Genomic DNA, 20,863 nt, shown 5'->3' with positions numbered 1-20,863 from the left:
GCCGGCGGGAGGTTCTCAGCGCCCTACACATGCGCGCCGCCCAGCACCGTCATTCCGGCCCAGAGTCTCAGGGCGGGGCGGCGGTCCGGATCTTCGGCGAGCCACTGGAGTCGGGCGTCTCGCAGGGCGCGGACGGGGTCGACGCCCTCGGCAAGGCGACGCCAGTACAGCTGCATGATTTCGCTGGTGGCGCGGTCGTCGATGGCGAAGAGGCTGCCAAGGACAGTGGTGGCGCCGCGGGCGAAGAGGGCGAGGGGGAATCCCGCCAGTTCCAGGTTGTCCCTGAGCCGGATGTTGCTGTGGCAGGAGGCCAGTACACAGAGTGCGGGATACGACAGTGCCATCGCCTGAGCCGCGGTGAAGACCGATCGGTCGGGCAGTTGTTTGATCTGCCCCCAGCCGTCCTTGTCGTCGTAGCCGTGTACGGCCATCGCCAGTATGCGGTAGGCGGGCTGTCCTTCTCGCAGTCGGTCGAAGACCTCTCGCCGCTCCTGCAGGGTGTACACGGGCTGCAGGTGGGTGCGTAGGGAGGCGAGTTCGGCCTGCGCGTGGGACAGTGCGGTGGTGTCGTAGATGGCGACGGTGCCCTGTCGGCCGGAGGGGGGCGATTTCCTGAGCAGGTGGGCCATGGTGGTCAGGGAGGTGTGAACACTGAGGACTGCCACGTCGATCAGGTAGCGGTTGTCGTCCACCGGCAGTGCGTCGAAGGCGAGGTCGAACAGGCCGGAAGGTACCAGGAGCAGCCGCAGCGGCTGTGTGCCCTCACGTAGTCGATGGAGCAGGGCTTCCGGCAGCAGGTGGGTGGTGAGGCGGCTCAGCTGCGGCCAGTAGCGCACGTCGCCGGTCTGCATCCGGGTGAGGTTGTCCACCGTGGTCACCGCGTCCAGGTGCTCGCTGATCCGGCCGTCGGGGTGTCGCCAGGTCAGTCTGCGGTACAGGCGCCGGGATCGTGGGCCGTCTGCGAGTAGCCCGGTGCCCTCCGGGCAGAGTTGGAGGATCGCGGCCTCGGTGCCGGGACGGTGCAGTGCGAGGACTTCGGCGGCGGTGACGTGGGACAGGCCGTGTCCGTCGGCCATGGAACTTAGGACGCCGAGGATGTGGTCGGCTTGCCGGATGCTTTCGATGCGGTTGTCGTGGATGCGGTCGGCGATGTTGCCGAGGGTGCGATCGCGCTGCTCGTTGCTGACCTGTCCGTCTTCCGAGGGGCGAGGAAGGGTGGGGGCGGCGTTGTTGGCTGCGATGATCCTCTCGGCGGCGGACCGGATCGCTTCTGCCACGTCGTCGCGGATGGTCAGTTCGCTGAGCAGCAGACCCACACGGTCGCGCCGTACGGCCTCCATGATCAGGTCAGCGGCGAGGGTGTCTCCTCGCCCGACGGCGAGTTCGGCCGCGGCGGAGAAGATCCGGCCGTGCTCTTTGACTAGCCGGATCCGGTCCTCGGCGTGGGAGGACGTGATCAGCAGCTCGGTGACACCGCGGATCACCTGGAGCATGCGGTGCAGTCGCTCTGCTTCGGTAAGGTCGGCTGCGGCCTGGCCCGTGCGTCCGCAGGACGCGGCCGCGATGGTCCAGGCCTCGACGATCAACTTGGCATTGACCAGTACGCCGTTGACCTCCAGCGCCTGGGCGGCGGCAAGCGCGTCCTGCTCCGCACGACGCCAGGCGCGGGCGGTCTCGTCGGCCGGCGCATCGACGTGTTCCAGGTGTTCGGCCAGTCGGCGGTACCACCGGGCGCGGTAGAGGAGTCCGCTTCCCCGCTGGTGCGGAGTGGCGGCATCGATGAGTTCGTTCAAACGTTCCCGCACCCGCTCGTCCCCGGGCCGGCACCATAGAGCGGCCATGCCGGCGGCGTTCGCCCGGGACCCGGCGATCAGCCCTTCCTTGCTGACGTCCAGCGCGATGCCGGTGACCTGCTCCGGGTCGAAGGCCGCCGCGTCGACCAGCAGACGCGCGCGGGTGAGGCGGATGACGAGGAGCCCGTTGTGGCCCTCCTTCTCCCAAGCTTTGGCGGCGACGTCCAGCCACTGGCCGGCCTCCTCGCGTGCTTCCTCGCTCTGCGCAGTCCGCCGCGAACGCCACAGGGCCAGAGCCGCGTCGTATGCGGCGTTGCCCAGCGCGATCTGTCGCGCCCGCATCCCGCGGTCCTCCAGCGCGTCCGCCAGCGGCAGGTACGCGTGGGGCGCCGCGCCTGGCGGCGGCGTGACGTTCAGGCCCTCGCCGCACGCTCGCATCCGCGGTAGGTGGAGTTCGTAGGCGCGGCCGTAGTCGTGCAGGTGGGCAGCATTGTCAGCAGCCACCGCCAGCCAGCCACGGGTGGCTCGGTTGGAGCCACTCTCCTCGGCCCACAGCCGAAGCCTGCGTTCGATCCGCCGGAACTCGTCGCGATCGCCGAGGTGGCGGGCCAGCCCGGCGGCCTTGCTCAACGCCTCGGCGGGCATGGTCGGTCTGGCCTCGACGAGCGGCTCAGCCAGTTCGACCATCCGCCGTGTACTGGCTTTCCAGCGGTCCAGGTCCCCCAGCACGGCGGCGACGGAGCCGGTCTCTTTCAGGGAACGGCAGGCGATCATCCGCTGTTGCACGTCCATCGGTTCGGCCCACGGGGGCGGAGTGTCGCCGGCCGCGCCGAAGGCGCCCCGGTGGGTGCCGGGGTGCGCAAGAAGCCGTACGGCCGTAGCGGTCGCCTCCTCCAGCCGGGTCAGCGCCCGCTGCCAGCGGGTCAGCCGGCGCTCTGCCTTGCCCAGGTAGTACAGGCACATCGCCAGCAGGACGTCGTCCGCCAGCTCGCGTGCGATCGCTGTCGCCTGCTCGCAGCGCTCGGCGTGTGCCCGTAGACCGAGGCCGGGGTCAGCCGCCGATACGTCCCATCGGCCTTCGATCGACAGGAGAGCGACTGCTTCCTGATAGCGCGCCTGGCGCCCCGGACGGGCCCTCGCCGCACGGAGCAGTACCTGTGCGGCGCCGGTGAGAACGGCGGGTGCCGGTCGGCCCGGAGGCAATCCGCCGGGCCGCCCACCCAGCGCATGCTCCGGCATCAGCCGGCAGCCGGCCAGACAGACTTCGGCCAGGAGGTTCAGCGCCGTCTCGTCCGTCTCTGCCCGGCCGGCCAGGTCCGCCGCCGTCTGCTCCCAGGCGGCGCCGTTGGCCTGGGGACCCGTGCTGGTGGTCATCAGTGTTCGGCGCGCAACTCGACGTGCAGGTCGGTGCATGCCGCCTGATCGCTGTCGACTTCCAGCGTCCCGCGCAGTTCCACGACGTCATCGGGTTCGCCGGTGGTTCCTTGGCGCGCGGGAAGGAGCTCCACCGTCTTAGTCCACCGGGAGCTGCTCACCAGGGCGGTGATCGCCACTCGCTGCACGTCGTAGGCGGGCATGCAAAGGATCAATGTGACCAGCGACGGCTGCTGAGGGGAGCCGTCGGACCGGCTCACCTGCATCTCGGGCCAGGGCTCGACACCGCGGCGGTGCCGACCGGTCACTACCGTGAAGAACGTGCTGTCGGTGACGGGGTGGATCGTGCTGTCCGTGCCACGCACCGCCGCTGCCAGTTCGGTGCGCCAGACGGCCACCGCCCGTTCCAGGTCCGCATCCCGGACCGGCGAGCGGGCTGCGAACGCACCGGCCTTGACCTGTTGCAGTCGGCCCTGGACGTCGAGCATGCCCTCCAGCGCCTGGTCCATGTGCGCGGCACCCCGCCGCAGCATCCGGTCGAAGGCCTCGTCGTCGCCGCTCGCACGGCGGATGGCGTTCCCGTGCTCACTGCTACGGTGTTCGTTGTCGTTCATGTCGGATCTTCCCCTTCCCGGTCCCGTTCGGCAGTTCAGCCGAGGTCTTCTTCGTCGATCCACTGCCGCAGACTGCTGCGCCCGTGCCGAAGGTTCGACCGGACGGTGGCGACCGGCTTGTCCAACAGTTCGGCGATCTCGGCCGGCGTGTAACCGTCGCAGAACAGCGCCACCACCACCCGCTGTTGTGGCGGCAACCGGGGCAGCAGATCAGCGACAAGACGAGCCTCCATGCCGTCGCCGAGCCGGGACCGCAGCTCACGATCCAACTGATGCGCCTCAACCGGCACCTCACGACTGTTGCGCCGGATCAGACGGAGCGCCGTGGTGCTCGCGTATGCGCGGGGATTGCCGATCACCTCCCACTTCTCGAAAACGATCGACATGGCCTCGGCTGCGGCGTCGTCAGCTTCACATGGCGGCGCGCCGCACCGGATCAGCAGGCCCACCAGCGACGCGTACTGCTCACTGAAGAACGCCTCATAGGATTCCTGACCTTCCACCGGCATCGCTCCTTCGTCACTGGAAGTAAGAGCGTCCTGGTCCTTTCGGCGTGCAATCGCGGTGCCCGATTCCCCACGAGCGGAGTGCAGATACGCGCACAGGCCGGCCAACACCACGGCGAACGCCCCTCCCGCCGCCGTCAGCACGGTCGAATGCGTGGCCGCATACAACCCCCCGACGCCTCCCAAGATGGCGTTCACCACCGCGACCACGACAACGACCCCATGCGGCGCCTGTCCCTCAGACGAAGTGCCATCCGTCTCTGCTGGCATCCCCTCTCCCCACCCTCGCTGATGCGCGGACATCAGGAAGAGCACAGAACCCGCCTCCCCGTGCAACCCCCCGCGGCCCAGGCACGACCGGGCCGCGACCGGGCAGCCCGGCTTCCGGCCGTCCCTGACCCACCCCCACCCCCGGCCCCGGCCCCGGCCCCGGCCCCGGCCCCGGCCCCGGCGGCAGACTGCCGAGGACCGCGGGTGAGGTCATCGCCCAGAGTGAAGACCTCCAGGCGTGGAGGGCGCAGTGCTGGTGTACGCGGGACGCTGCAGGCTCGAGCCACCCACCCACCCACCCGCCCGGGCGGGCCGGCCCCACCGCAGGACCACCGCCGCCCAAAGCCCCCAAGCCCAACCGGCATGCGGAAAAGGTGCCCGTGCCCAACAAGGGCGACAAGCGATACCTCCGCCCTGCTCACCGTCCGGCCGCTGAGCGCGAAGACCTGGCAAGATCCCGTACGTCAACCAGGTCAGGGCCATACCGGAGCCTGGCCAACTTGATCCTGCGCAACCGGACGAAGAACTCCTACGCCCAGAACTACGACTTCGCCGACAAGAAGGTCAAGTGCTTCACCGGCAGACACCGCGTGTCCACGTTCGCCCTGACCAGCCAAGTACTGCACCACCCGCAATGGACCCCGCAACTGCTCCACAAGTGGCAGCAACACCTCCTCGGCCTGCTCGCCGACGAATGGGACCTGTAGAAGCCGAACCGAAAACACCACCACGCCCCATACACACGCCCTCCCCGACACCTCGGCGACTTCTACGTCGTCGTGGGCGCGAAGTGCTGCGCAATGCCCCTGGACATGTCGACGACGCGGACGCCTCCAGGTAAGCGGACGTGGAGGTCCGCCTTCCGCAGCGGATCCGCATCACACCCTTCGCGGACCGCGACGTGTACGCCACCGACGCCGCGCGGCCGCCCCGGGCACGCACCCAGCGCACCATGGTGACCGTGGGACCCTGCGAGGGCGCCGCCCCGTACGCGCGAGCCGACGTGCTGCCGTAGTTCTCCTCCTCAGCACCCGCTTGGCGGCCGCTCACGCGTTGCCGGTGCCGGCGAGCACGCTGGCATCACCTCGCCCAGTCCAGCAGCCGGGCCGGGCGCCACGGTAATCGCCCGCAAGAACCGGGCGGCTGCGCTTCACCATGGACTTCGCCGAGGTGGCCGCGTTCGGCGCTGCTCGCCGGCGACGCCGCGGCCCGGGGCAGGAACCACTGGGGCAGGTAGTCCAGCCCGGGACCCGCCTCACCACGGACCGGCCGGGCCCACAGCGCGAGCGGCCGGGACCGCACCTGGCAGTGGCGGCCTGGGCTGCTGCAGAAGGGGCCGATGCCGTTCGCCCCGTGGACAGCACTTGACGATAGCTCGCCGGCCCATACGATCATCCGTCATGACCTGACCGGCCATCCCGATCGCAGCTGCCGCCGCCAGTTCGACGGGCTGACCCCGCGCGCCCGCTTGAACGCCACACTGAACGCGAACGCGTCCTCGTACCCCACCTCGCGCGCCACCGCGGCGACGGTCTCCTCCGTGTCGCGCAGCAGATCCGCCGCCAGGGCCATCCGCCAGCCGGTGAGGTATGTGAGCGGCGGCTCGCCGACCACGCGGGTGAAGCGCGCGGCGAAGGCGGCCCGTGACTGGCCGACATGCGCGGCCAGTTCGGCGACCGTCCATCGATGCGCCGGGGCCTCGTGCAGCAGGCGTAGCGCGTCGCCGACGTACGGGGTGGCCAGTGCCTGGTACCAGGAGGGGAGTTGGGTCTGCGGCCGGGCGCACCAGGCGCGCAGAGCCAGCACCAGTACGAGGTCCAGCAGCCGGTTCAGGACGGCGTCCTGACCGGGCTCGTCGTGGGCTACCTCGGCGGCGAGCAGGTCCAGCGCCGCCCGAGTGCGCGGCCCGGCGGGCACGACAGCCAGCGACGGGAGCATGTCCAGCAGGCGCTCGCCCACGTCGCCTCGGAGTTCGTAGGCACCCCGGAGGAGGGTGGTGGCACCGGGCAGTCCGTCACCGTACGTGCGGGGCCCCAGGTTCTGCCGGGCCGCCGTCCCGCTGTCGATGACGTGTTTCTTTCCGCCGCGGATCACCACCTGTGGCGGGGTGTCCGGGGCGTCGGCGATCGTGTACCGGTTGGTGCTGCTGATGAGGGCGATGTCCCCGGCGGCCAACCGCACCGGCTTGGACTGCGGGTGGTCGTCGAGCCGGACTGACGCGTGGCCGCCGAGGGTGGCCACGACCGTGAGCGAAGGCGCGTCGGCGAAGGTCATCGACCATGGTGGCCGCTGGATCAGCCGCCGGATCTGTGCGTTCCTGGCGCGGGCCCGGTGCAGCAGTTCGCTCAGGACATCCATGCCGACCACGCTAGACGATCACAAAGGGATTGACGAGGATCTCCCATGGATCGTCTTCCTGCACGGGGGTTGTCTGGAGGGCATGAAGAACATCCTTGTCCTCGGCGGTACTGGCAAGACCGGCCGCCGCATCGTCCGCCGCCTGCTGGCCGAGGGCCGGCCGGTCCGCACGGCGTCCCGCACCGGCGGCGACGTCCACTTCGACCTGGACGACCCGGCGACGTGGGCGCCCGCCCTCGACGGCGCCGCCGCCGTCTACCTTGTGGAGCCGAACCTGCAGTCCGGCGTGGACCGGCAGGCGCGCATCCCGCGCTTGGTGGCCGACGCGGTCGCCGCTGGCGTGCGGCGCCTGGTGCTGCTCTCCGCCCACGGCGTCGGCCGGGCCGACGACGGCCACCCGCTCAAGGCCGCCGAACTGGCCGTCCGCGACTCCTGCGTCGACTGGACCATCCTGCAACCCGATTGGTTTGCACAAAACTTCAGCGAGTCCTTCTGGCTGTCGGGCGTCCTGGCCGGAAGCCTTGCCCTGCCCACCGGTGACGGGTGCACGCCGTTCGTCGACGCCGAGGACATCGCCGAGGTCGCCGCCGCGGCGCTGACCGAGGACCGCCACAGCGGACACACCTACCAGCTGACCGGCCCGCGGGCCATCGGCTTCGGCGAGGCGACCGACCTGATCGCCGCCGCCACCGGCCGGACGGTCCGTCACCTCGACATCGACCCCGACGCCTTCGCGGACCGCATGGTCGCCGAAGGCGTGCCTGCCGACGTCGCTCGTCTGCTCACCGGCCTGCTCGTGGACATCCGCGACGGCCGGGGCGCGGGCGTCTCCGACGGTGTGGAGCGGGCACTCGGCCGACAGCCCCGATCGTTCGAGGACTACGTCGTCGAGGCCGCCGCCGCAGGCCGCTGGAGCTGACCCGACGGGCCACACGGGCCCGCCCAGCGGCGGTGGCGACGCCAGCACTCCGGCGTGACTTCGCGATCTTGCGCCGGCCCCCGGAGCGAACGGGAAACGGCCACTGAGCTCTTTCCAACCTGTCGGGCTGGACAGGCAGTTGGGCTGACAGGCAGGTGAAGCCCCTGGTAGATGGGTTTTCGACCAGGAAATCCGTCTCCACCGGAGGCGTCGTGTGCTTGTCTACCCGTCGGGCGTCGACGTGTCCGGTTCTGCCCTGCGCTTCCAGTCCGCCAAGCTCCGTCAGCGCCGCCAGGAGCTCGGCACCCGCCGGCGGCGCCTGAGTGTCGGCCGGCAGGCCCCGCTCGCTCCTGCCCTTTCTCCGCAACGGCCACCCGTATGCCCAGCTCGCGGCGGGTTCGGCATCGGGACCACTACCGCATACCGGTACATCACCGACGCCGTCGAAGCCTTGGCCGCTCTCGCGCCGACCTTTACGGAGACGGTCCGGACAGCATCGTCGAAGGCGTTCGTGCTGCTGGACGGGACCCTGCCGCCGATCGAACGGATCGCCGCGGACCGGCCCTACTACTCGGGCAAGCACAAGAGGCACGGGATGAACGTGCAGGTCCTCGCCGATCCCTTCGGCCGGCGGTTGTGGGCCTCACCGGCCCTGCCCGGAGCCGTCCACGACGTCCGCGCGGCCCGCGAACACGGCATCGTCGACGCCCCCGCCGAGGCCGACATCACGTGCTGGGCTGACAAGGGCTACGGGGGTGCCGGCGGCACCGTCCGAACCCCGCGCTGGGGGCGCTGGGAGACCCCTTCCACCGGTCAGCAGGCGGTCAACCGGTCCCACGCCAAAATCCGCGCCCTCGTCGAGCAGGCCATGGCCGCCCCCAAGTCGTGGCGGCTCCTTCGCAAGCTCCGGTGCTCGACCACCCGGATCACCTGCCTCGTCCAGGCCGTCCTCACCCTGCATTTGGCCAGCTCAGACCGATGATGAAAAAGCCTCACTCTCAGTCCAGTCTTTTCCCCATGCGCGCTGAGAACTTCTCTGTGTCCTTTGTGTGCCACCACTCGAACAGGTGGGTTCGCACAAGCATCCCGAGGTAATTCAGGCTCTCTTGGGAGAGGTCTCCGCTCACCAGACTCGCTTCATGACCCTGGTAGTCAAGTGAGACTTCCCAGAGTTGCCCTGAGACGCTGACCTGGATTTCCAGAAGCAATTTAGGGAAGACAGACGTCACCTTCACCGCAAGGACTTCAAGAGAGGTTCCTCCTCCCTCGCTCTGCAGTCCTGAAAGTCTTTGGGCGAGTGCTTCCCTTACTTGCTCCGGGGTGGCCATATGGGTCCTCTCAGCACTTTGCCTCTGCACTCGCTGACGCTGCAGCTACGGCCGGGGTTGTGTACTCTACCGTGGCCGTAATGATCCCCTGGGGCGTCAGACCGCCCGGCATCCCTCCAAGGGGGCCCTTGTTGACGACCACCTTGAAGTTCTTCCTCGGCGGCTTCGAGGAGCAACCAGTGCCCACCTTGTATCGGTAGTACACCCCGGGGGTCCTCTCGTACCGTTGAAGAGGGTGTCGCTGATCTTGTTCTTGAAGCTGGTGCTCCAGCGTCCACGCTCAACTATGTGGTTGTAGCCCCAAGTTTTCGTTCCGCAGCGCAGAGGCATCTTGCTCGGGCCGATGTAGAAGGTATAGGCGACCTTCGAGTAGTGCTGCGACTTGCAGGGGTTTGACGCGCTCGCCGTGGCTGCTGCGGGCACCTCGGTGGATGCATTCGCGGGTATAGATGCGGTTAGCAGGATAGCGGCCCCCGCTGCCGCGATGAACGTCGCGGTGGACCTGCTGAAATACGTAGCGCGCACGTCTTCTCTTTTCGCTGCCGGATGCTTCTGTATGTCTTCTGTGAGCTTCCTTATGCTCTCCTTCTGAGATTTGTATTTGCAAGGAATCACCGCGTGACCATGTTCACGCTCCGGAGTGGAACCGATACGCTGAGCTGTTCATCTTGCCCAGAATGCCTGGTGTGCTCAAGACCGTTCCCTATGTGGTGGGGCGGAGGACTCGCCTGTAGCTGCACAGAACGGCGGCGACTCCGAGAAATGCCAGGTAGTCCGTGAGGCCCTCGGCATGGAATCGGTGGCCGAGCGGGCGACAGCCGGCCGGCGCGCCCGTGGCCGGTCCCGCACCGGCCGCCGCACCGCGTCCGGCGCGGGACGCCCGGCCGTCGCAGACCTCGCGCCGTCCCGCCGCGCCGAAGGCCGCCCCGGCCCACACGCCTGCGCCCTGCGGCGCGTACGCGCACGGTCCCCTGCTCGTCCTGGACGCCGACGCCGACCGGCAGGTCACCGGCTACGGCATCGGCGGTGCGTGATCCTGGATGTCCCGGCCAAGTCCCTGCCCGCGCTGGTGGAATGGACGCTGACCGAGGCGCAGCTCGGGGCGGACAGGCTGCACGGCTGTGGGAAGGACACCGACCCGCTGCTGGTCCTCACTGAGGCGGCGTGCGAACGCTACGGCCTGCCGCTGCTCTGTCCGAAGCGGAGCGGCGCGCCGGGCGGCTGACGGGGCACAAGGTCCTCAAGCATCTCCAGCGTGCCGACTGGCAGCTCGCCAAGCGGGGGTTCGGGCCTGGGCGCGGATCGACCGTCCCCGCCCCGGGGCGGCCGTCGGCAGTGCGTGCAGCTGTGCATCCCCTCGTGACACGCCCTCGACGACCACGCCTGGGGCCACGCCGCACAGCTCGAGCCCGCCCAGCGCGCGCGGGGGCCGGGCGTGGTCGTCAGTGGCGCAGGGGCGGTGACCTTGTCGTTGACGTTGTTCAGCGGCGCAGGGGAGTAAGCCGACTACCGCTGCGGCCGTCAGCCGCCCAGCAGCGGTACCCGAGCCGGGCTTCGCGCCGGTGACGGCGTGCTGCACGCCGGGGTGAGCAGGCGCCGTCGCCGAGGCGGTGGGCGGGGGCACCAGCCAGCCGCGTGCGTTGCGTTCGCCCGCGACGTCGGCCGTGTCGGCATCACCGGTGTCTCCAGCAGCTACTGACCTTTGCGGCGTGATGTCGTTGGGGGCTGACGAGGTGTGATCGTCGCGGTATGCCGGTTGTGTGAGATATCCGCAGGGCGGTGGGCTGACGCCTGAACGGCAGGCGTTTCGCGAGCGGATCCGGCTGGAGGCCGCGGAGCGATTCGCTGTGGGTGCCTCCAACGTCGAGGTCGCCAAGGACTTACGGGTGAGTGTGCGCTCGGTGCAGCGCTGGCGCCGGGCCTGGCGTGACGCCGGCGCGGAGGGGCTGCGGTCTGCCGGGCCCGTCTCACGGCCCAAGCTGAGTGAGGCCCTGTTCGCCGTGCTCGAGCAGGAGGGCGCGAAGGGGCCGGTCGCGCATGGCTGGCCGGACCAGACGTGGACGCTGGCGCGGATCAAGACGCTGATCGGGCGCCGGTTCCACAAGAGCATGACGCTGTCGGCGATCGCGCAGATGCTGCACCGGCACGGCTTCAGCCACCAGGTCCCGGCCCGCCGCGCCATCGAGCGCAACGAGGGGGCCGTGGCGGGCTGGGTGAAGGAGACCTGGCCGCAGGTGGAAGGTCCCTGGCGGCGCTCGACGCCTGGCTGTGCTTCGAAGACGAGGCCGGCTTCTCGATGACGCCGCCCACCGCACGGACCTGGGCCAAGCGCGGACACACACCCGTCATCCGGGTACGGGGACGCTCCCAGCGCCGCTTCTCCATTGCCGCTCTGGCCTGCTACAAGCAGGGTGACCGCTCACGGCTGATCTACCGACCCAAGCGGCACGTCGATCACAAACGCGGCGGCAGACGCAGTTTCACCTGGACCGATTACCGCGACCTGCTCATCGCCGCGCACCAGCAGCTCGGCGCACCCATCGTGCTCGTGTGGGACAACCTCAACGTCCACAAGGACCGTCGACTGCGGGAGTTCATCGACACCCACGACTGGATCACCTGCTACTTCCTGCCGGCCTACGTACCCGACTTCAACCCTGTCGAGGGTATCTGGTCCCTGCTGCGACGCGGCAGCCAGGTCAACACCGCCTTCACCGACCCAGACCACCTCATCAGCACACTCCGACACGGTCTCCGCCACATCCAGTACCGCAGCAACCTCATCAACGGATGCCTCGCCGAAACAGGCCTCACCATGACGACACCACGCCAACAAAGTCAGTAACCGATCGTGGCAGAGTGCCCGCCCCCACCGTCTCAGGGTGGGCACGCTGGTACTCAACGCCGTGCGCTCCTCCACACCCCGACAGCCGCCCACCCGAGTCCGACAGCAAGCAGCAGATCGAAGGGGTCCCTGTCCCTGGCCGCGCCCATCAGTCCGTTGAGGCCCAGGCAGCCCAGCATCAGGGCAAACACCCCGCCCTCGGCCGAGTCTGCGGGCCCAGAGGCAGAGTGCCCTGGCGGGCGGGATCCATCCCGTACTCGCGGAGCGTGTGCCCGGCAAGCGCCACCGCTCGGCCGGGAGCCGGCCGGAGCTGGGCGTGGCGTGGGCCGTGGCCAGCCAGGGCCCCGATCATGACGTGTCCGCCGTCGACACCGATCCCTTCGCGGGCGCCGGGGGGTGCGTCCCCCCGGCGCTCGACGAACAGAGCGGGGATGCGCAGTGGGCGACGTCAGCTACAGGTCCGGTAGTCGTAGCCGGCGAGCCGTTTGTTGTCGTAGCCGTCGTTGAAGCCGTACCGGCCTTCACTGTCACGCCAGACGCTGAAGTTCCACGGCTCGCCGTCATAGGTGTCAAGGGCACCGTTGCCGTCCCAGTCCCTCAGCCGCCCGTCCGCTACCGCGAAGGTGTCCTTGCCGACCACTCCGTCATCGGACAGTCCGCGGGACCGCTGCCATGCCCGGGTCGCGTCCCTGGTGCCGGTTCCAAAGATGCCGTCGACGTCCGCGCGCGAGCCGAGGAAGCCGTCCGCCCACAGGATTTTCTGCCACAGGCATGTAGCGTTGGAGTACGTGTTCGTGCTGGTCGACAAGATGCCTTCATCGCCCCAGTCGTCGCTGAAGGCACCTGCCCCGTAGACGTAGGCACGACCGCTGTAGGTCCCGCTCGCGGCAGCCGGCGAGGTGCTCACAGCAAGGACGGCAGCAGTCAGTGCGCCGATCGTGCCAGCAGCCAGCTTGATCCGCTTGGGGCGGAAATTCATGAATCCTCCTTGATTGGGGCTCGTGCCCGGAACGGTCACGGCTGTCGAAGCGCGCGCCACCAGCCTGTGCTGACCAGGCCCGCCACCGCGACATTCCGTGCCACGATTCGAACAGGTTCGACGTGAACGGCCGCGGGGCCGGCACGATCAGACAGCGGGAGAGGCATGATCGAGCTCACCATGGAGGCCACCGGGCTAGCCCGCTCCCGCTTCGCCATCTCGCCGTTGCACGAAGTCGTCGCAACGCTGCTGCCCTGGGGTCTGCGACCGACCCCGGATGCTGATCCGTGGGTCGCTCGCGCACGGCGGGTGCTGCACCGGGCCCGGCTGCCACTGCTGTGCGAACTGGCCCTGGACAGGGGCGGATACGTGCCCGACTTCCTCAGCCCGCACCCCTGCGGGCCCTCCCCCACGATCGAGGAGGAGCTGGAGCGGATACGCTGCACCCCACCCGAGCGAGTCCTCAGCGAGCTGGAAGCGCTGCGCGAGGGGCGGCCGCGCAACGGCCTCGCCGGTACCCAACTGCCGGCGGGGGTGAAACAGGCCATGAGACGGGGCGGCGCGTACGTGGCCCGGCAGATGACCGATGAGATGCGACGCTACTGGGAACTGGCCTTCGCCCCCCACTGGGAAGCCGCCAGAAGCGCCCTCGACGCGGAGGTCGACCGATGTGCCGGCGTGCTGGCCCGCCACGGGGCAGCCAGGCTCTTCAACTCCCTACACCCCGACATCCGGTGGGCCAACGGCACAGTGCGCGTCGAGAGCCGGTTCCAGATCGCACTGCCCGCGCCCCTGGTGATCCTCGTGCCATCACTCATCGCACCCGCGCCGAGTGTGGCAGTCGACCCCACACGTGACGGAGACCGGCCCCCAATCCTCGTCTACCCGGTGCGCAACAGCACCGCCACCCACACCATCGCCCCAGCAATCCCCTCCACCGAGATGGCCCAGCTACTCGGCCCCTCCCGCGCCGGGCTCCTCGCCGCACTGACACAACCCGCCTCCACCACCCAACTGGCGGCACGTCACTTCCTCAGCCCCGCCACCGTCTCCTACCACCTCGGCGTCCTACACCGCGCCGGCCTCGTCACCCGCACCCGATCCGGCCGATCAGTGCTCTACCGCCGAACCCCCGAAGGATCCCGACTGACAGCCCGCCAGTAGACAGGCCACCACCCCGCCCTCGGAAGGCAGACTCATCACCTGGCGCAGCGGCTGGACGTCGATGTCGCAAAGGGCGAACCGGTCGAGGAGCCTTTCAAAACCAGCATCGGCGTGTCGCCGTCCCCGAGCCAGGGACCGTTGTCCGTGGGCGGAAATACGGTGCGGGACACGGACTCGGTACAGATCACCACCGCCTTCATCCCCGTCGCAGAACAACCTCTGGGCCGGCCGCCACCCCCACGCGCCCGAGGAGCAGCTCGCACATCTCCCCCACCGAGGAAGCCGGCGACGAGCGACGACTTCTCGACCCGGAGCCAGTAACAGCCATACCTGTCGGACACGTTGACTTGCGACGAGCACACCTACACTATGACCGGGTGGTCACATGACCGTCCGGTCACATGAAGGAGTGTCCATGCCCACTCCCACCTGGAGCCGGCTGTCGCCCGCCCGCCGCGAGCGGGTCCTGGTCGCGGCGATGGACGAGTTCGGCACCCATGGCTACTCCACGGGCAGCCTGAACGTCATCGCCCGTGAAGCGGGGGTCGCCAAGGGCTCCCTGTTCCAGTACTTCTCGGGCAAGCTGGACCTCTTCTCCTACGTGGCGGAGCAGACCTCGCTGCGTGTCTACGCGTACATGCAGCCCTGGCTCGGCGGCTACGACGGCACCGGCGACTTCGCCACCCACCTCGTCGACGCGCTGGAGGCCTGGCTCGAGTACTTCGCCGGACAGCCGCTCGAGCGGGGGGTGGCCGCCGCCACCAACATGGAGATGGACCCCGCGGTCCGCGACGCGGTCAGGCGACCCGTGACCGCCATGTACCTGGCCGGTCTCCGCCCTCTCCTCCAACGGGCCGTCGACGCCGGCGACCTGCGCAAGGACGCCGACCTGGACGCGCTGCTGTCACTCCTTCTGGTGCTCCTGCCGTACCTGGCTCTCGTCGCGCACGTCCCGACACCAAACAGCCCCGTGCAGCTCACCGGAGTCGGCCCCCAGGTCCGGCGCGGGAATCTCGAACGTCTCGTCATCCCGCTGCTCGCTGGTTTCAAAGCGCGGGACGAGCCATGACGGAACGCGACCGCGACATCGTCATCACCGGTACGGGTTCCGGTCCGGCTCCGGCGCGCTTCTCAGCCCGGTGAGCTTTCCCCTTAACACCGCTCGGGCTCACGGGTGGGCCCGCGGCAAAGGGGCCTTCGGCCTCAAAGTCCCAACACACCCGGACAGCACGGAGACGTACCACCAGACATCACTGCTTCATCCCCGCGCAGAAAAGGTGATCTCGTGTTCCGTACACTCCTGCGGTCCCTGACCGCGCTGCTGCTGTGCGCGGCAGCCGCCTTCGCCCTCGCACCCGCCGCCCACGCCTCGCAGGCAGCCGCCCCGGCCCGGGCGGCGGACCCCTCCACCACGGGGCCGTTCCCCGCCGCCTACACCGACCTCACCGTCTCCGCCTCGGGCCGCTCCTTCAGCGCACGGGTCTGGTACCCCGGCACGACAACCGGGGCGAACGCGCCGGTCGCCGCCGGCTCCCACCCCGGCCTCGCCTTCGGACACGGCTTCTTCCAAGCCATCACCCGCTACGAGAGCCTGCTCAAGCACTACGCCTCCTGGGGCATCATCACCGTCGCACCCAAGTCCCAGAGCGGTCTCTTCCCCAGCCACTTGGCGTTCGCCGACGATCTGAACGCCGCACTCACCTGGCTCACCACCCAGAACAGCACCACCGGCTCACGGTTCGCAGGCGCGGTCAGCACCGACCGGCTCGCCGTCTCGGGACACTCCATGGGCGGTGGCGCGGCCCTGCTCGCCGCGAGCCGGAACGCGGCCGTCAAGTCCGTCTCCACCCTCGCGGCGGCGGAGACCAACCCCTCGGCCGTCGCTGCCTCCAGCGCGCTGAGCATCCCCGTCCAGTACGTCGGCGGCAGCGCCGACAGCATCGCCGGCGTCGCCGACAACCAGCAGAAGATGTACGACGCCAAGCCGCCCGCCACTCAACTGCGCGTCATCACCGGTGGGTTCCACTGCGGATTCGAGGACAGCTCCGGCATCGGCTGCGACAGCGGAACCATCACCCGCGCCGCCCAGCTGAAACTCACCTACGGCGTCACGACCGCGTGGCTGCTGAACACGCTCGGCGTCGACCCCTCCCTGTACGACCAAGTGTGGGGCCCGGCAGCCCAGAACCTGGCCGGAGTCGTGTACTCCGCCAAGCCCTGAACGGTCCGGCGCGCGACGGCGGCGAATTCAGCAGTGCCCCTGCCTGCTGAACGGAGCGAGCGGCCTGCACTTCGAGCTGCACCAGATCCGCTCTCAGCAACCCATCCGTGAGACCGACACCTACCCACTCGCCCCACAAGCCACAAAGAGCGACCTCTGCTCCCCCGCCCCACGGCAGCCGGCACGGCGCGACCGACTCCACGGCGCCTACCGGCCCGGTTCCGCGGGTGAACATCCCACCGCCTACGGTTGACTGGGACACCGAACACCAGCCCGTCCCAGACAACCGCAGGCACCGCAGATCAGGGCCTCACCAGTCGTCCGGGACAGGACACGCCCGGCAGGTCACCCACGACGTGGCAGAGCCCGTGCAGCGGATGTTCGACCCGGCCGGTCGGCTGCGGTCGCCCCCCTGCGGGCATCCCGCTGGCAGGGTAGGTGAAGCGACTGACGCAACCGTCCCGTGCAAAGCGGTGGCGGCCGCCCCTCAGGGCGACCGCCACCGCGACAAGTCGTCTGGCCCTCAGCGTAAAGGCCTCACAGAGGCCGGTCCACCAGGCCCTCCGCCGGCCCCGCCAACGGCAGCGACCGCCCAGCACTGCCATATCCGAGCAGACATAGGTGAACGGGCTTAAGGGTCCCCGCCCATTCACCAACAGACTTGGAAAGCATGCCAGTGTCCGGATGAACCCCAAGAGGGCGTTCTGCGAGGTTTTCGCGGTTTCTAGAAGGGGTCATTGGCGACTGACCGTACGGGTCACCCCCGCGACGATCGTCGTCGCCAGGATCCAGCCGGTGATGATCAGGGCGTACGACAGCCACTGGTGCCATCCGTCAGGGGCGAACGCTGGCTCCTGGCCGAAGTTGATGATCGGCAGGAGCAGGTCGAGAGTGTAGAAGACGGGGTTGAAGTGGGGGGCCTCGTCCGCCTTGATGGGGCGTGGGTGGTCCAAGCCGTATGCGATCGATCCGATGGTCATGAGGGACAGCAGCCAGACAGCCGCGCGCAACGGGCGGAAGCCGTAGCCGACGGTGACGTCCTGGACGTACCCCCACAGCCGTCCGTACCAGGCGAGCGTGGTGCGCCGGCGGCGCTGCTTGGCGAGCTGGACGAGCCGGGCCGCGTCGTCGTCACCGATGTGGCGGTAGGCCGCGGTCAACTGCTCGTAGGTGTATGGCTCATACCGGTCGCCGTCCCGCTCCAGCATGGGAAGGCGGCGCTCGGCGGGCTCGTGCGGAGTGAGTGCGGTGTACGTGAGATTGCTGAGATACACCTGGTCCGGCAACATCTCCGGTTCAAGGGTCAGGATCTCTATTTGAGAGCGGCGCAGATTCAGGGCACCGTCGATGCGGTCGCCCCCGCGCAGCCAGAGTTCACCGATGACACAACTGCTCGCCCGCAGTGCTGTGTCGCCCGGATGCGACAGGTGGGCGTGGAGCAGGTCGAGACGGCCCGATATGCGCGAGCCTCGGAGCTCGATCCGGCCCTGCGCACGTACGCATCGTGCCCGTATATGGGCTCCCACGTTGAGGTTCTGGGCGTCCAGCGCGGTGCCATCGGGCTTGTTGAACTCGGCGTCCTGAACGTTGATCCGTCCGGCGATGGAGGCGCCAGTGAGCCGTACCTGTCCGTGTGCGCGCACCTCTGGCGCCCACAAGTCGTCGCCGATCGCGGCCTGGTTGAGCTGCAGCACCGGCTCGGAGTCGTCCGGCGCCGTGAGCTCCGCCCGCTCCATGAACAGCGCCCCGGAGATCCGTGCCCCGCCGAGGCGCACCGGCCCCCGCATACGGCAGTCCGTCATCCGCAGCACCCCCTCGACCCGCAAGGTCGCCGAGGTCAGGCCCGGCAGAACGGACTTGCTCAGGTTGAGCTGGCGTAGCTGCGCACCGTACAGGTCGGGAGCGCCGTCGAAGTGGCAGTGACTCAGCCGGACGGCGGCGTCGATCGTGGCGTACTTCAGGTCCAGTACGCCGGTGATCCGCGCCCCCGTGATCTTCAGCGCGGCGATCTCCCCCTCCTCCTGCGGAGCCTTGAGCAGCAGCACCCGCAGGACACTCGCCCGTACGGTCCGCTCGGCACCCCAGGCGTTGCCCAGCGCCGGATCCTCGTTCTCGGCCGCGCGGAAGTCCACGGACTCGCCTCGCGGAAAGGCCTGCCATACCCGCACCTCGGCCGGCGAAAGATCGTTGGTCTCGCTCACGCCGGGACTCTGACGTGCTGGCTTCGAGCTGTCAACTGCCGTGCGGAGCACGCCATGCTGTCCGAGAACTTCGGTGCCGCCGCGCTCCGCCAGCCCTCGCCGAGCCCGACCCCTACCTCATCGACTGCGAGTCGCTGACTGTTAGGTTGAGGCGGGCTGTGGGGCGGGGCGAGCAAGCTGCGCCAGGGTGAAGAGGCCGGGTTAGGGTTCGGTGAGGATGTCACGGCTGACCAGGCGTTTCAGCTTGGCCCGGATACCTTCGACGTGACGGGGCTCCGTCCGTGTGCCCAGTGCCTGACAGACGTCCTTCGCCCGGAGCGCGCCGTCAGCCTTTTCGAAGGCGGCCAGGATGTCCCGGTATCCGGGCGGGAGCGGCTCGGGCAACGGGAGACCAGCCTTGCCGGCCAGTTCCAGGACGGTCTCGCGGGTGATCTCCAGACGTTCCAAGGTCTTCTCGGCCGTGGCGAGTTGCTCGGTGAGCTGGGCGATCTGCTCACGCAAGTGCCCGGCGGTCTCGCGGATCAGCCGCTGGGTGTCTGACCACACACCCTCGACGGGGTTGAGCTCGGGAGCGTACGGCGGCAACTCGTAGACGGTCAGCCATAATCGGGCGGCGATCAGCCCGGACATGGTGCGGCTGGCGTGCGTGTTCAGATTGTCCCAGCCCAGAACTATCGGCCCGCCGAGCTGCTGGTGCGCGGCATCCCGCAGGCGGGCGTAGTCGGTCCCGGTGAAGCCCTTGTGCCGCTCTTTGGCAGGGGCGGTCGAGGTGGATGCGGTAGATCAGCCGCGGCCGGTGGCCGGCTTCGGTACAGATCAGCGCTGCCATCGAGACACGTTTGGTGCCCTGGGCGGTGACGCGCACCACCGGAGTGCGGCCCTGGTGAACCCCAGGTGCGGCCCTTGGGCGGCCTCAGACCCTGGCCGGCTTCGTCCTCGAAGCAGAGCCAGGCACCCAAGTCCGCCGCCGTCTTCTTACGACAGGCCACTGCTCGTCCTTCCCAGCGGCGATCTTCGCCTCGTCCCGCTCGGTGACCTTGCGGGAGGGCACCTGCGCGCTCCAGCCGATGCGGTGCAGCAGAAGGTCCAGCCCGGCCAGGGTGTATTCCACACCCAACCGGCGACGCACGATCTCGGCGATCCCCGACCACGTCCAGCACTGGTCGGACCAGCCGGAAGCAGCAGGACCGGCGTCCAACACGGCTTCCAGGAGACGGAGTTGTCCCGCATCGAGCTTGCAGCGGGCCCCGCCGGGCGGCGACCGCGTACAGCGCCTGCGGGACCAGACGCCACGCCCGTCCCGCAGCTCCTCCGGGACCTCGTCTTCGATCTTCTCCGCGAGCCTGCCGATCTCGTCCCGGGCATCGTCCTCCGCGCCTGTGGTCGGCGCGGTCATCGCCTCCCACAGGAGCCGGCCCACCCCGGCCGTGCCGCCACCCGGCCTACGCCGCCGAGCACCGAGCTCACATCCATCTGCGCTTCCCCCCAGTGATTGGTGCCCTGCCGCAGCGGGGCCCGCCCCAGTGTGCAGGGCGGGCCACCGAGTCGATTCAGGTGGTGGTGGGCCAGGCCCGCAGCAGGGTGGCGATCTTCCCGGCGGTGCAGGCCGGGTCCAGGAGCAGGTCCTTAAGGGCGACGGCGTCCTCGCGGGCGGGTTTGACCGTGATTCCGGCGGCCTCGAGGTACATGACGCCGGACGCGGCGGCGACGGCGAGGTTGGAACGCTCCAGCCAGCGGCACCGGCCCAGCGTGTGCACCAGGGCGGCGGCCTTGGCGTAGGGACCGTCGTAGACGGACTGCTCGAACAGCTCGGCCCGGTGGCGGGCCACCGCCGAGATGGGAACGCCGTAATCGTCAGGTGCCGGATCGTTCGCTCCGGCCACCTCGGCGACCTGCAGGATCCAGGGCACATCGATGTTCAGATCCATCAGGCCGCGCGCGCTCCCCGAGGCGTGGGCTGGGCTTGTTCGGCCTCGTCGAAGACCACCTGGTGTTCGGCCAGGAAGCGGGCGGCCGCGTCCACTGCTCGGGCGCGCAGGCCGCTGGCATCGTCCTGCACCAGCCTGGCGAGATAGTCTCCGACGCTCAGTCCCAGGTCGGCGGCGCGCTTCTTGGCGAGTTCCGCGACGTCCTCATCCACGCGTGCGCCCAGTTGTGTTTTGGCCATACCAGCATGGTAACAGCCGTTACCATGTTGGAGGGGCGGCAGCCGCAGGAGCGACGCCCTCATCCGTCCAGTCCCCGTCGAGAGGGTTGGCGATCGGGTGTGCGTGTTCCGGGGGGGTACTGGC

Annotated in this window: 19 protein-coding genes and 2 pseudogenes; 10 read left to right on the top strand and 11 right to left on the bottom strand. The window is 69.2% G+C overall.

Annotated features, from left to right (window positions below):
* Positions 1-23 precede the first annotated feature (23 nt).
* The 3 genes from ACF1A5_RS06110 to ACF1A5_RS06100 are packed head-to-tail and all read right to left on the bottom strand — an operon-like array spanning position 24 to position 4,557.
* Complete coding sequence (locus tag ACF1A5_RS06110) at positions 24-3,167, bottom strand: CHAT domain-containing protein (RefSeq protein WP_392191616.1); 3,144 nt, start codon at positions 3,165-3,167, stop codon at positions 24-26.
* Positions 3,167-3,781 carry a hypothetical protein gene (locus tag ACF1A5_RS06105; protein ID WP_392191615.1) on the bottom strand — a complete coding sequence of 205 codons (615 nt, stop codon included), beginning with the start codon at positions 3,779-3,781 and terminating at the stop codon, positions 3,167-3,169. The genes ACF1A5_RS06110 and ACF1A5_RS06105 overlap by 1 nt, the downstream gene beginning before the upstream one ends.
* Before the next feature lie 35 nt (positions 3,782-3,816).
* Positions 3,817-4,557 carry a sigma-70 family RNA polymerase sigma factor gene (locus ACF1A5_RS06100; RefSeq protein WP_392191614.1) on the bottom strand — a complete coding sequence of 247 codons (741 nt, stop codon included), beginning with the start codon at positions 4,555-4,557 and terminating at the stop codon, positions 3,817-3,819.
* Between the two features lie 374 nt (positions 4,558-4,931).
* On the opposite strand from ACF1A5_RS06100, the gene ACF1A5_RS06095 reads away from it, so the two are divergent.
* Both ACF1A5_RS06095 and ACF1A5_RS06090 read left to right on the top strand, forming a co-directional pair.
* Positions 4,932-5,264 (top strand): DUF1524 domain-containing protein, encoded by a 333-nt coding sequence (locus ACF1A5_RS06095; protein ID WP_392191613.1) that lies wholly within the window; start codon positions 4,932-4,934, stop codon positions 5,262-5,264.
* Between the two features lie 140 nt (positions 5,265-5,404).
* Positions 5,405-5,572, top strand: a complete 168-nt coding sequence (locus tag ACF1A5_RS06090; protein ID WP_392191612.1) for a hypothetical protein — start codon at positions 5,405-5,407, stop codon at positions 5,570-5,572.
* A gap of 383 nt (positions 5,573-5,955) precedes the next feature.
* Here the strand turns inward: ACF1A5_RS06090 and ACF1A5_RS06085 are convergent, their stop codons facing one another.
* Positions 5,956-6,915: an AraC family transcriptional regulator gene (locus tag ACF1A5_RS06085; RefSeq protein ID WP_392191611.1), complete on the bottom strand. Its 960-nt coding sequence runs from the start codon at positions 6,913-6,915 to the stop codon at positions 5,956-5,958.
* 82 nt (positions 6,916-6,997) lie between these two features.
* Between ACF1A5_RS06085 and ACF1A5_RS06080 the strand changes: the two genes are divergently transcribed.
* Together ACF1A5_RS06080 and ACF1A5_RS06075 are read left to right on the top strand one after the other, a co-directional pair.
* Positions 6,998-7,834 (top strand): NAD(P)H-binding protein, encoded by an 837-nt coding sequence (locus tag ACF1A5_RS06080; protein ID WP_392191610.1) that lies wholly within the window; start codon positions 6,998-7,000, stop codon positions 7,832-7,834.
* 214 nt (positions 7,835-8,048) lie between these two features.
* A pseudogene (locus ACF1A5_RS06075) lies at positions 8,049-8,816 on the top strand (transposase family protein).
* A 16-nt stretch (positions 8,817-8,832) separates the two neighbouring features.
* Here the strand turns inward: ACF1A5_RS06075 and ACF1A5_RS06070 are convergent.
* Positions 8,833-9,162, bottom strand: coding sequence for a hypothetical protein (locus ACF1A5_RS06070; RefSeq protein ID WP_392191609.1), 330 nt, complete (start codon positions 9,160-9,162; stop codon positions 8,833-8,835).
* A gap of 815 nt (positions 9,163-9,977) precedes the next feature.
* Between ACF1A5_RS06070 and ACF1A5_RS06065 the strand changes: the two are divergent.
* The 3 genes and pseudogenes from ACF1A5_RS06065 to ACF1A5_RS06055 form a co-directional block, all read left to right on the top strand.
* Positions 9,978-10,627: pseudogene (locus tag ACF1A5_RS06065) on the top strand (transcriptional regulator); the annotation flags it as partial.
* 295 nt (positions 10,628-10,922) lie between these two features.
* Positions 10,923-11,462, top strand: coding sequence for a winged helix-turn-helix domain-containing protein (locus ACF1A5_RS06060; RefSeq protein ID WP_392191608.1), 540 nt, complete (start codon positions 10,923-10,925; stop codon positions 11,460-11,462).
* A complete protein-coding gene (locus tag ACF1A5_RS06055; protein ID WP_392191607.1) occupies positions 11,459-12,007 on the top strand; it encodes a transposase in 549 nt (182 codons plus the stop codon). Before ACF1A5_RS06060 ends, ACF1A5_RS06055 begins: the two co-directional genes overlap by 4 nt.
* Before the next feature lie 448 nt (positions 12,008-12,455).
* On the opposite strand, the gene ACF1A5_RS06050 is transcribed toward ACF1A5_RS06055, so the two are convergent.
* Positions 12,456-12,986: a peptidoglycan-binding protein gene (locus ACF1A5_RS06050; protein ID WP_392191606.1), complete on the bottom strand. Its 531-nt coding sequence runs from the start codon at positions 12,984-12,986 to the stop codon at positions 12,456-12,458.
* A gap of 165 nt (positions 12,987-13,151) precedes the next feature.
* Here ACF1A5_RS06050 and ACF1A5_RS06045 point away from each other — a divergent pair, with 165 nt between their 5' ends.
* The 3 genes from ACF1A5_RS06045 to ACF1A5_RS06035 all read left to right on the top strand — a co-directional run bounded on the left by ACF1A5_RS06045 (position 13,152) and on the right by ACF1A5_RS06035 (position 16,371).
* A complete protein-coding gene (locus ACF1A5_RS06045; RefSeq protein WP_392191605.1) occupies positions 13,152-14,150 on the top strand; it encodes an ArsR/SmtB family transcription factor in 999 nt (332 codons plus the stop codon).
* Between the two features lie 415 nt (positions 14,151-14,565).
* Positions 14,566-15,219, top strand: coding sequence for a TetR/AcrR family transcriptional regulator (locus ACF1A5_RS06040; protein ID WP_392191604.1), 654 nt, complete (start codon positions 14,566-14,568; stop codon positions 15,217-15,219).
* Between the two features lie 216 nt (positions 15,220-15,435).
* The gene (locus tag ACF1A5_RS06035) at positions 15,436-16,371 is read left to right on the top strand and encodes an alpha/beta hydrolase family protein (RefSeq protein WP_392191603.1); all 936 of its coding nucleotides are present in this window, start codon (positions 15,436-15,438) and stop codon (positions 16,369-16,371) included.
* A 734-nt stretch (positions 16,372-17,105) separates the two neighbouring features.
* Here the strand turns inward: ACF1A5_RS06035 and ACF1A5_RS06030 are convergent.
* The 5 genes from ACF1A5_RS06030 to ACF1A5_RS06010 form a co-directional block, all read right to left on the bottom strand.
* On the bottom strand, positions 17,106-18,572 hold the full coding sequence (locus tag ACF1A5_RS06030; RefSeq protein WP_392191602.1) for a membrane-associated oxidoreductase: 1,467 nt from the start codon (positions 18,570-18,572) through the stop codon (positions 17,106-17,108).
* A 201-nt stretch (positions 18,573-18,773) separates the two neighbouring features.
* Positions 18,774-19,226, bottom strand: coding sequence for a transposase (locus ACF1A5_RS06025; protein WP_392191691.1), 453 nt, complete (start codon positions 19,224-19,226; stop codon positions 18,774-18,776).
* 259 nt (positions 19,227-19,485) lie between these two features.
* Positions 19,486-19,968, bottom strand: a complete 483-nt coding sequence (locus ACF1A5_RS06020; RefSeq protein ID WP_392191601.1) for a winged helix-turn-helix domain-containing protein — start codon at positions 19,966-19,968, stop codon at positions 19,486-19,488.
* Positions 19,969-20,122: 154 nt separating this feature from the next.
* Positions 20,123-20,500 (bottom strand): fic family toxin-antitoxin system, toxin component, encoded by a 378-nt coding sequence (locus ACF1A5_RS06015; protein WP_392191600.1) that lies wholly within the window; start codon positions 20,498-20,500, stop codon positions 20,123-20,125.
* The gene (locus ACF1A5_RS06010; protein WP_392191599.1) at positions 20,500-20,739 is read right to left on the bottom strand and encodes a hypothetical protein; all 240 of its coding nucleotides are present in this window, start codon (positions 20,737-20,739) and stop codon (positions 20,500-20,502) included. The genes ACF1A5_RS06015 and ACF1A5_RS06010 overlap by 1 nt, the downstream gene beginning before the upstream one ends.
* Between the last annotated feature and the right edge of the window lie 124 nt (positions 20,740-20,863).

The organism is Streptomyces sp. NPDC014864, from assembly GCF_043081525.1.
In the GTDB taxonomy this organism is placed as follows: Bacteria; Actinomycetota; Actinomycetes; order Streptomycetales; family Streptomycetaceae; genus Streptomyces.
The sequence above is the reverse complement of the archived record's forward strand: the minus strand, read 5'-3'. Positions and strand labels throughout refer to the sequence as shown.

What these genes read in the sequence shown, in the direction of transcription:
- ACF1A5_RS06085 (WP_392191611.1), bottom strand. Translation starts at nt 6,915, where the DNA reads ATGGATGTCCTGAGCGAACTGCTGCACCGGGCCCGCGCCAGGAACGCA.
- ACF1A5_RS06020 (WP_392191601.1), bottom strand. Translation starts at nt 19,968, where the DNA reads ATGACCGCGCCGACCACAGGCGCGGAGGACGATGCCCGGGACGAGATC.
- ACF1A5_RS06045 (WP_392191605.1), top strand. Translation starts at nt 13,152, where the DNA reads ATGATCGAGCTCACCATGGAGGCCACCGGGCTAGCCCGCTCCCGCTTC.
- ACF1A5_RS06010 (WP_392191599.1), bottom strand. Translation starts at nt 20,739, where the DNA reads ATGGCCAAAACACAACTGGGCGCACGCGTGGATGAGGACGTCGCGGAA.
- ACF1A5_RS06055 (WP_392191607.1), top strand. Translation starts at nt 11,459, where the DNA reads ATGACGCCGCCCACCGCACGGACCTGGGCCAAGCGCGGACACACACCC.
- ACF1A5_RS06100 (WP_392191614.1), bottom strand. Translation starts at nt 4,557, where the DNA reads ATGCCAGCAGAGACGGATGGCACTTCGTCTGAGGGACAGGCGCCGCAT.
- ACF1A5_RS06080 (WP_392191610.1), top strand. Translation starts at nt 6,998, where the DNA reads ATGAAGAACATCCTTGTCCTCGGCGGTACTGGCAAGACCGGCCGCCGC.
- ACF1A5_RS06015 (WP_392191600.1), bottom strand. Translation starts at nt 20,500, where the DNA reads ATGGATCTGAACATCGATGTGCCCTGGATCCTGCAGGTCGCCGAGGTG.
- ACF1A5_RS06105 (WP_392191615.1), bottom strand. Translation starts at nt 3,781, where the DNA reads ATGAACGACAACGAACACCGTAGCAGTGAGCACGGGAACGCCATCCGC.
- ACF1A5_RS06110 (WP_392191616.1), bottom strand. Translation starts at nt 3,167, where the DNA reads ATGACCACCAGCACGGGTCCCCAGGCCAACGGCGCCGCCTGGGAGCAG.
- ACF1A5_RS06070 (WP_392191609.1), bottom strand. Translation starts at nt 9,162, where the DNA reads ATGGCCACCCCGGAGCAAGTAAGGGAAGCACTCGCCCAAAGACTTTCA.
- ACF1A5_RS06040 (WP_392191604.1), top strand. Translation starts at nt 14,566, where the DNA reads ATGCCCACTCCCACCTGGAGCCGGCTGTCGCCCGCCCGCCGCGAGCGG.
- ACF1A5_RS06050 (WP_392191606.1), bottom strand. Translation starts at nt 12,986, where the DNA reads ATGAATTTCCGCCCCAAGCGGATCAAGCTGGCTGCTGGCACGATCGGC.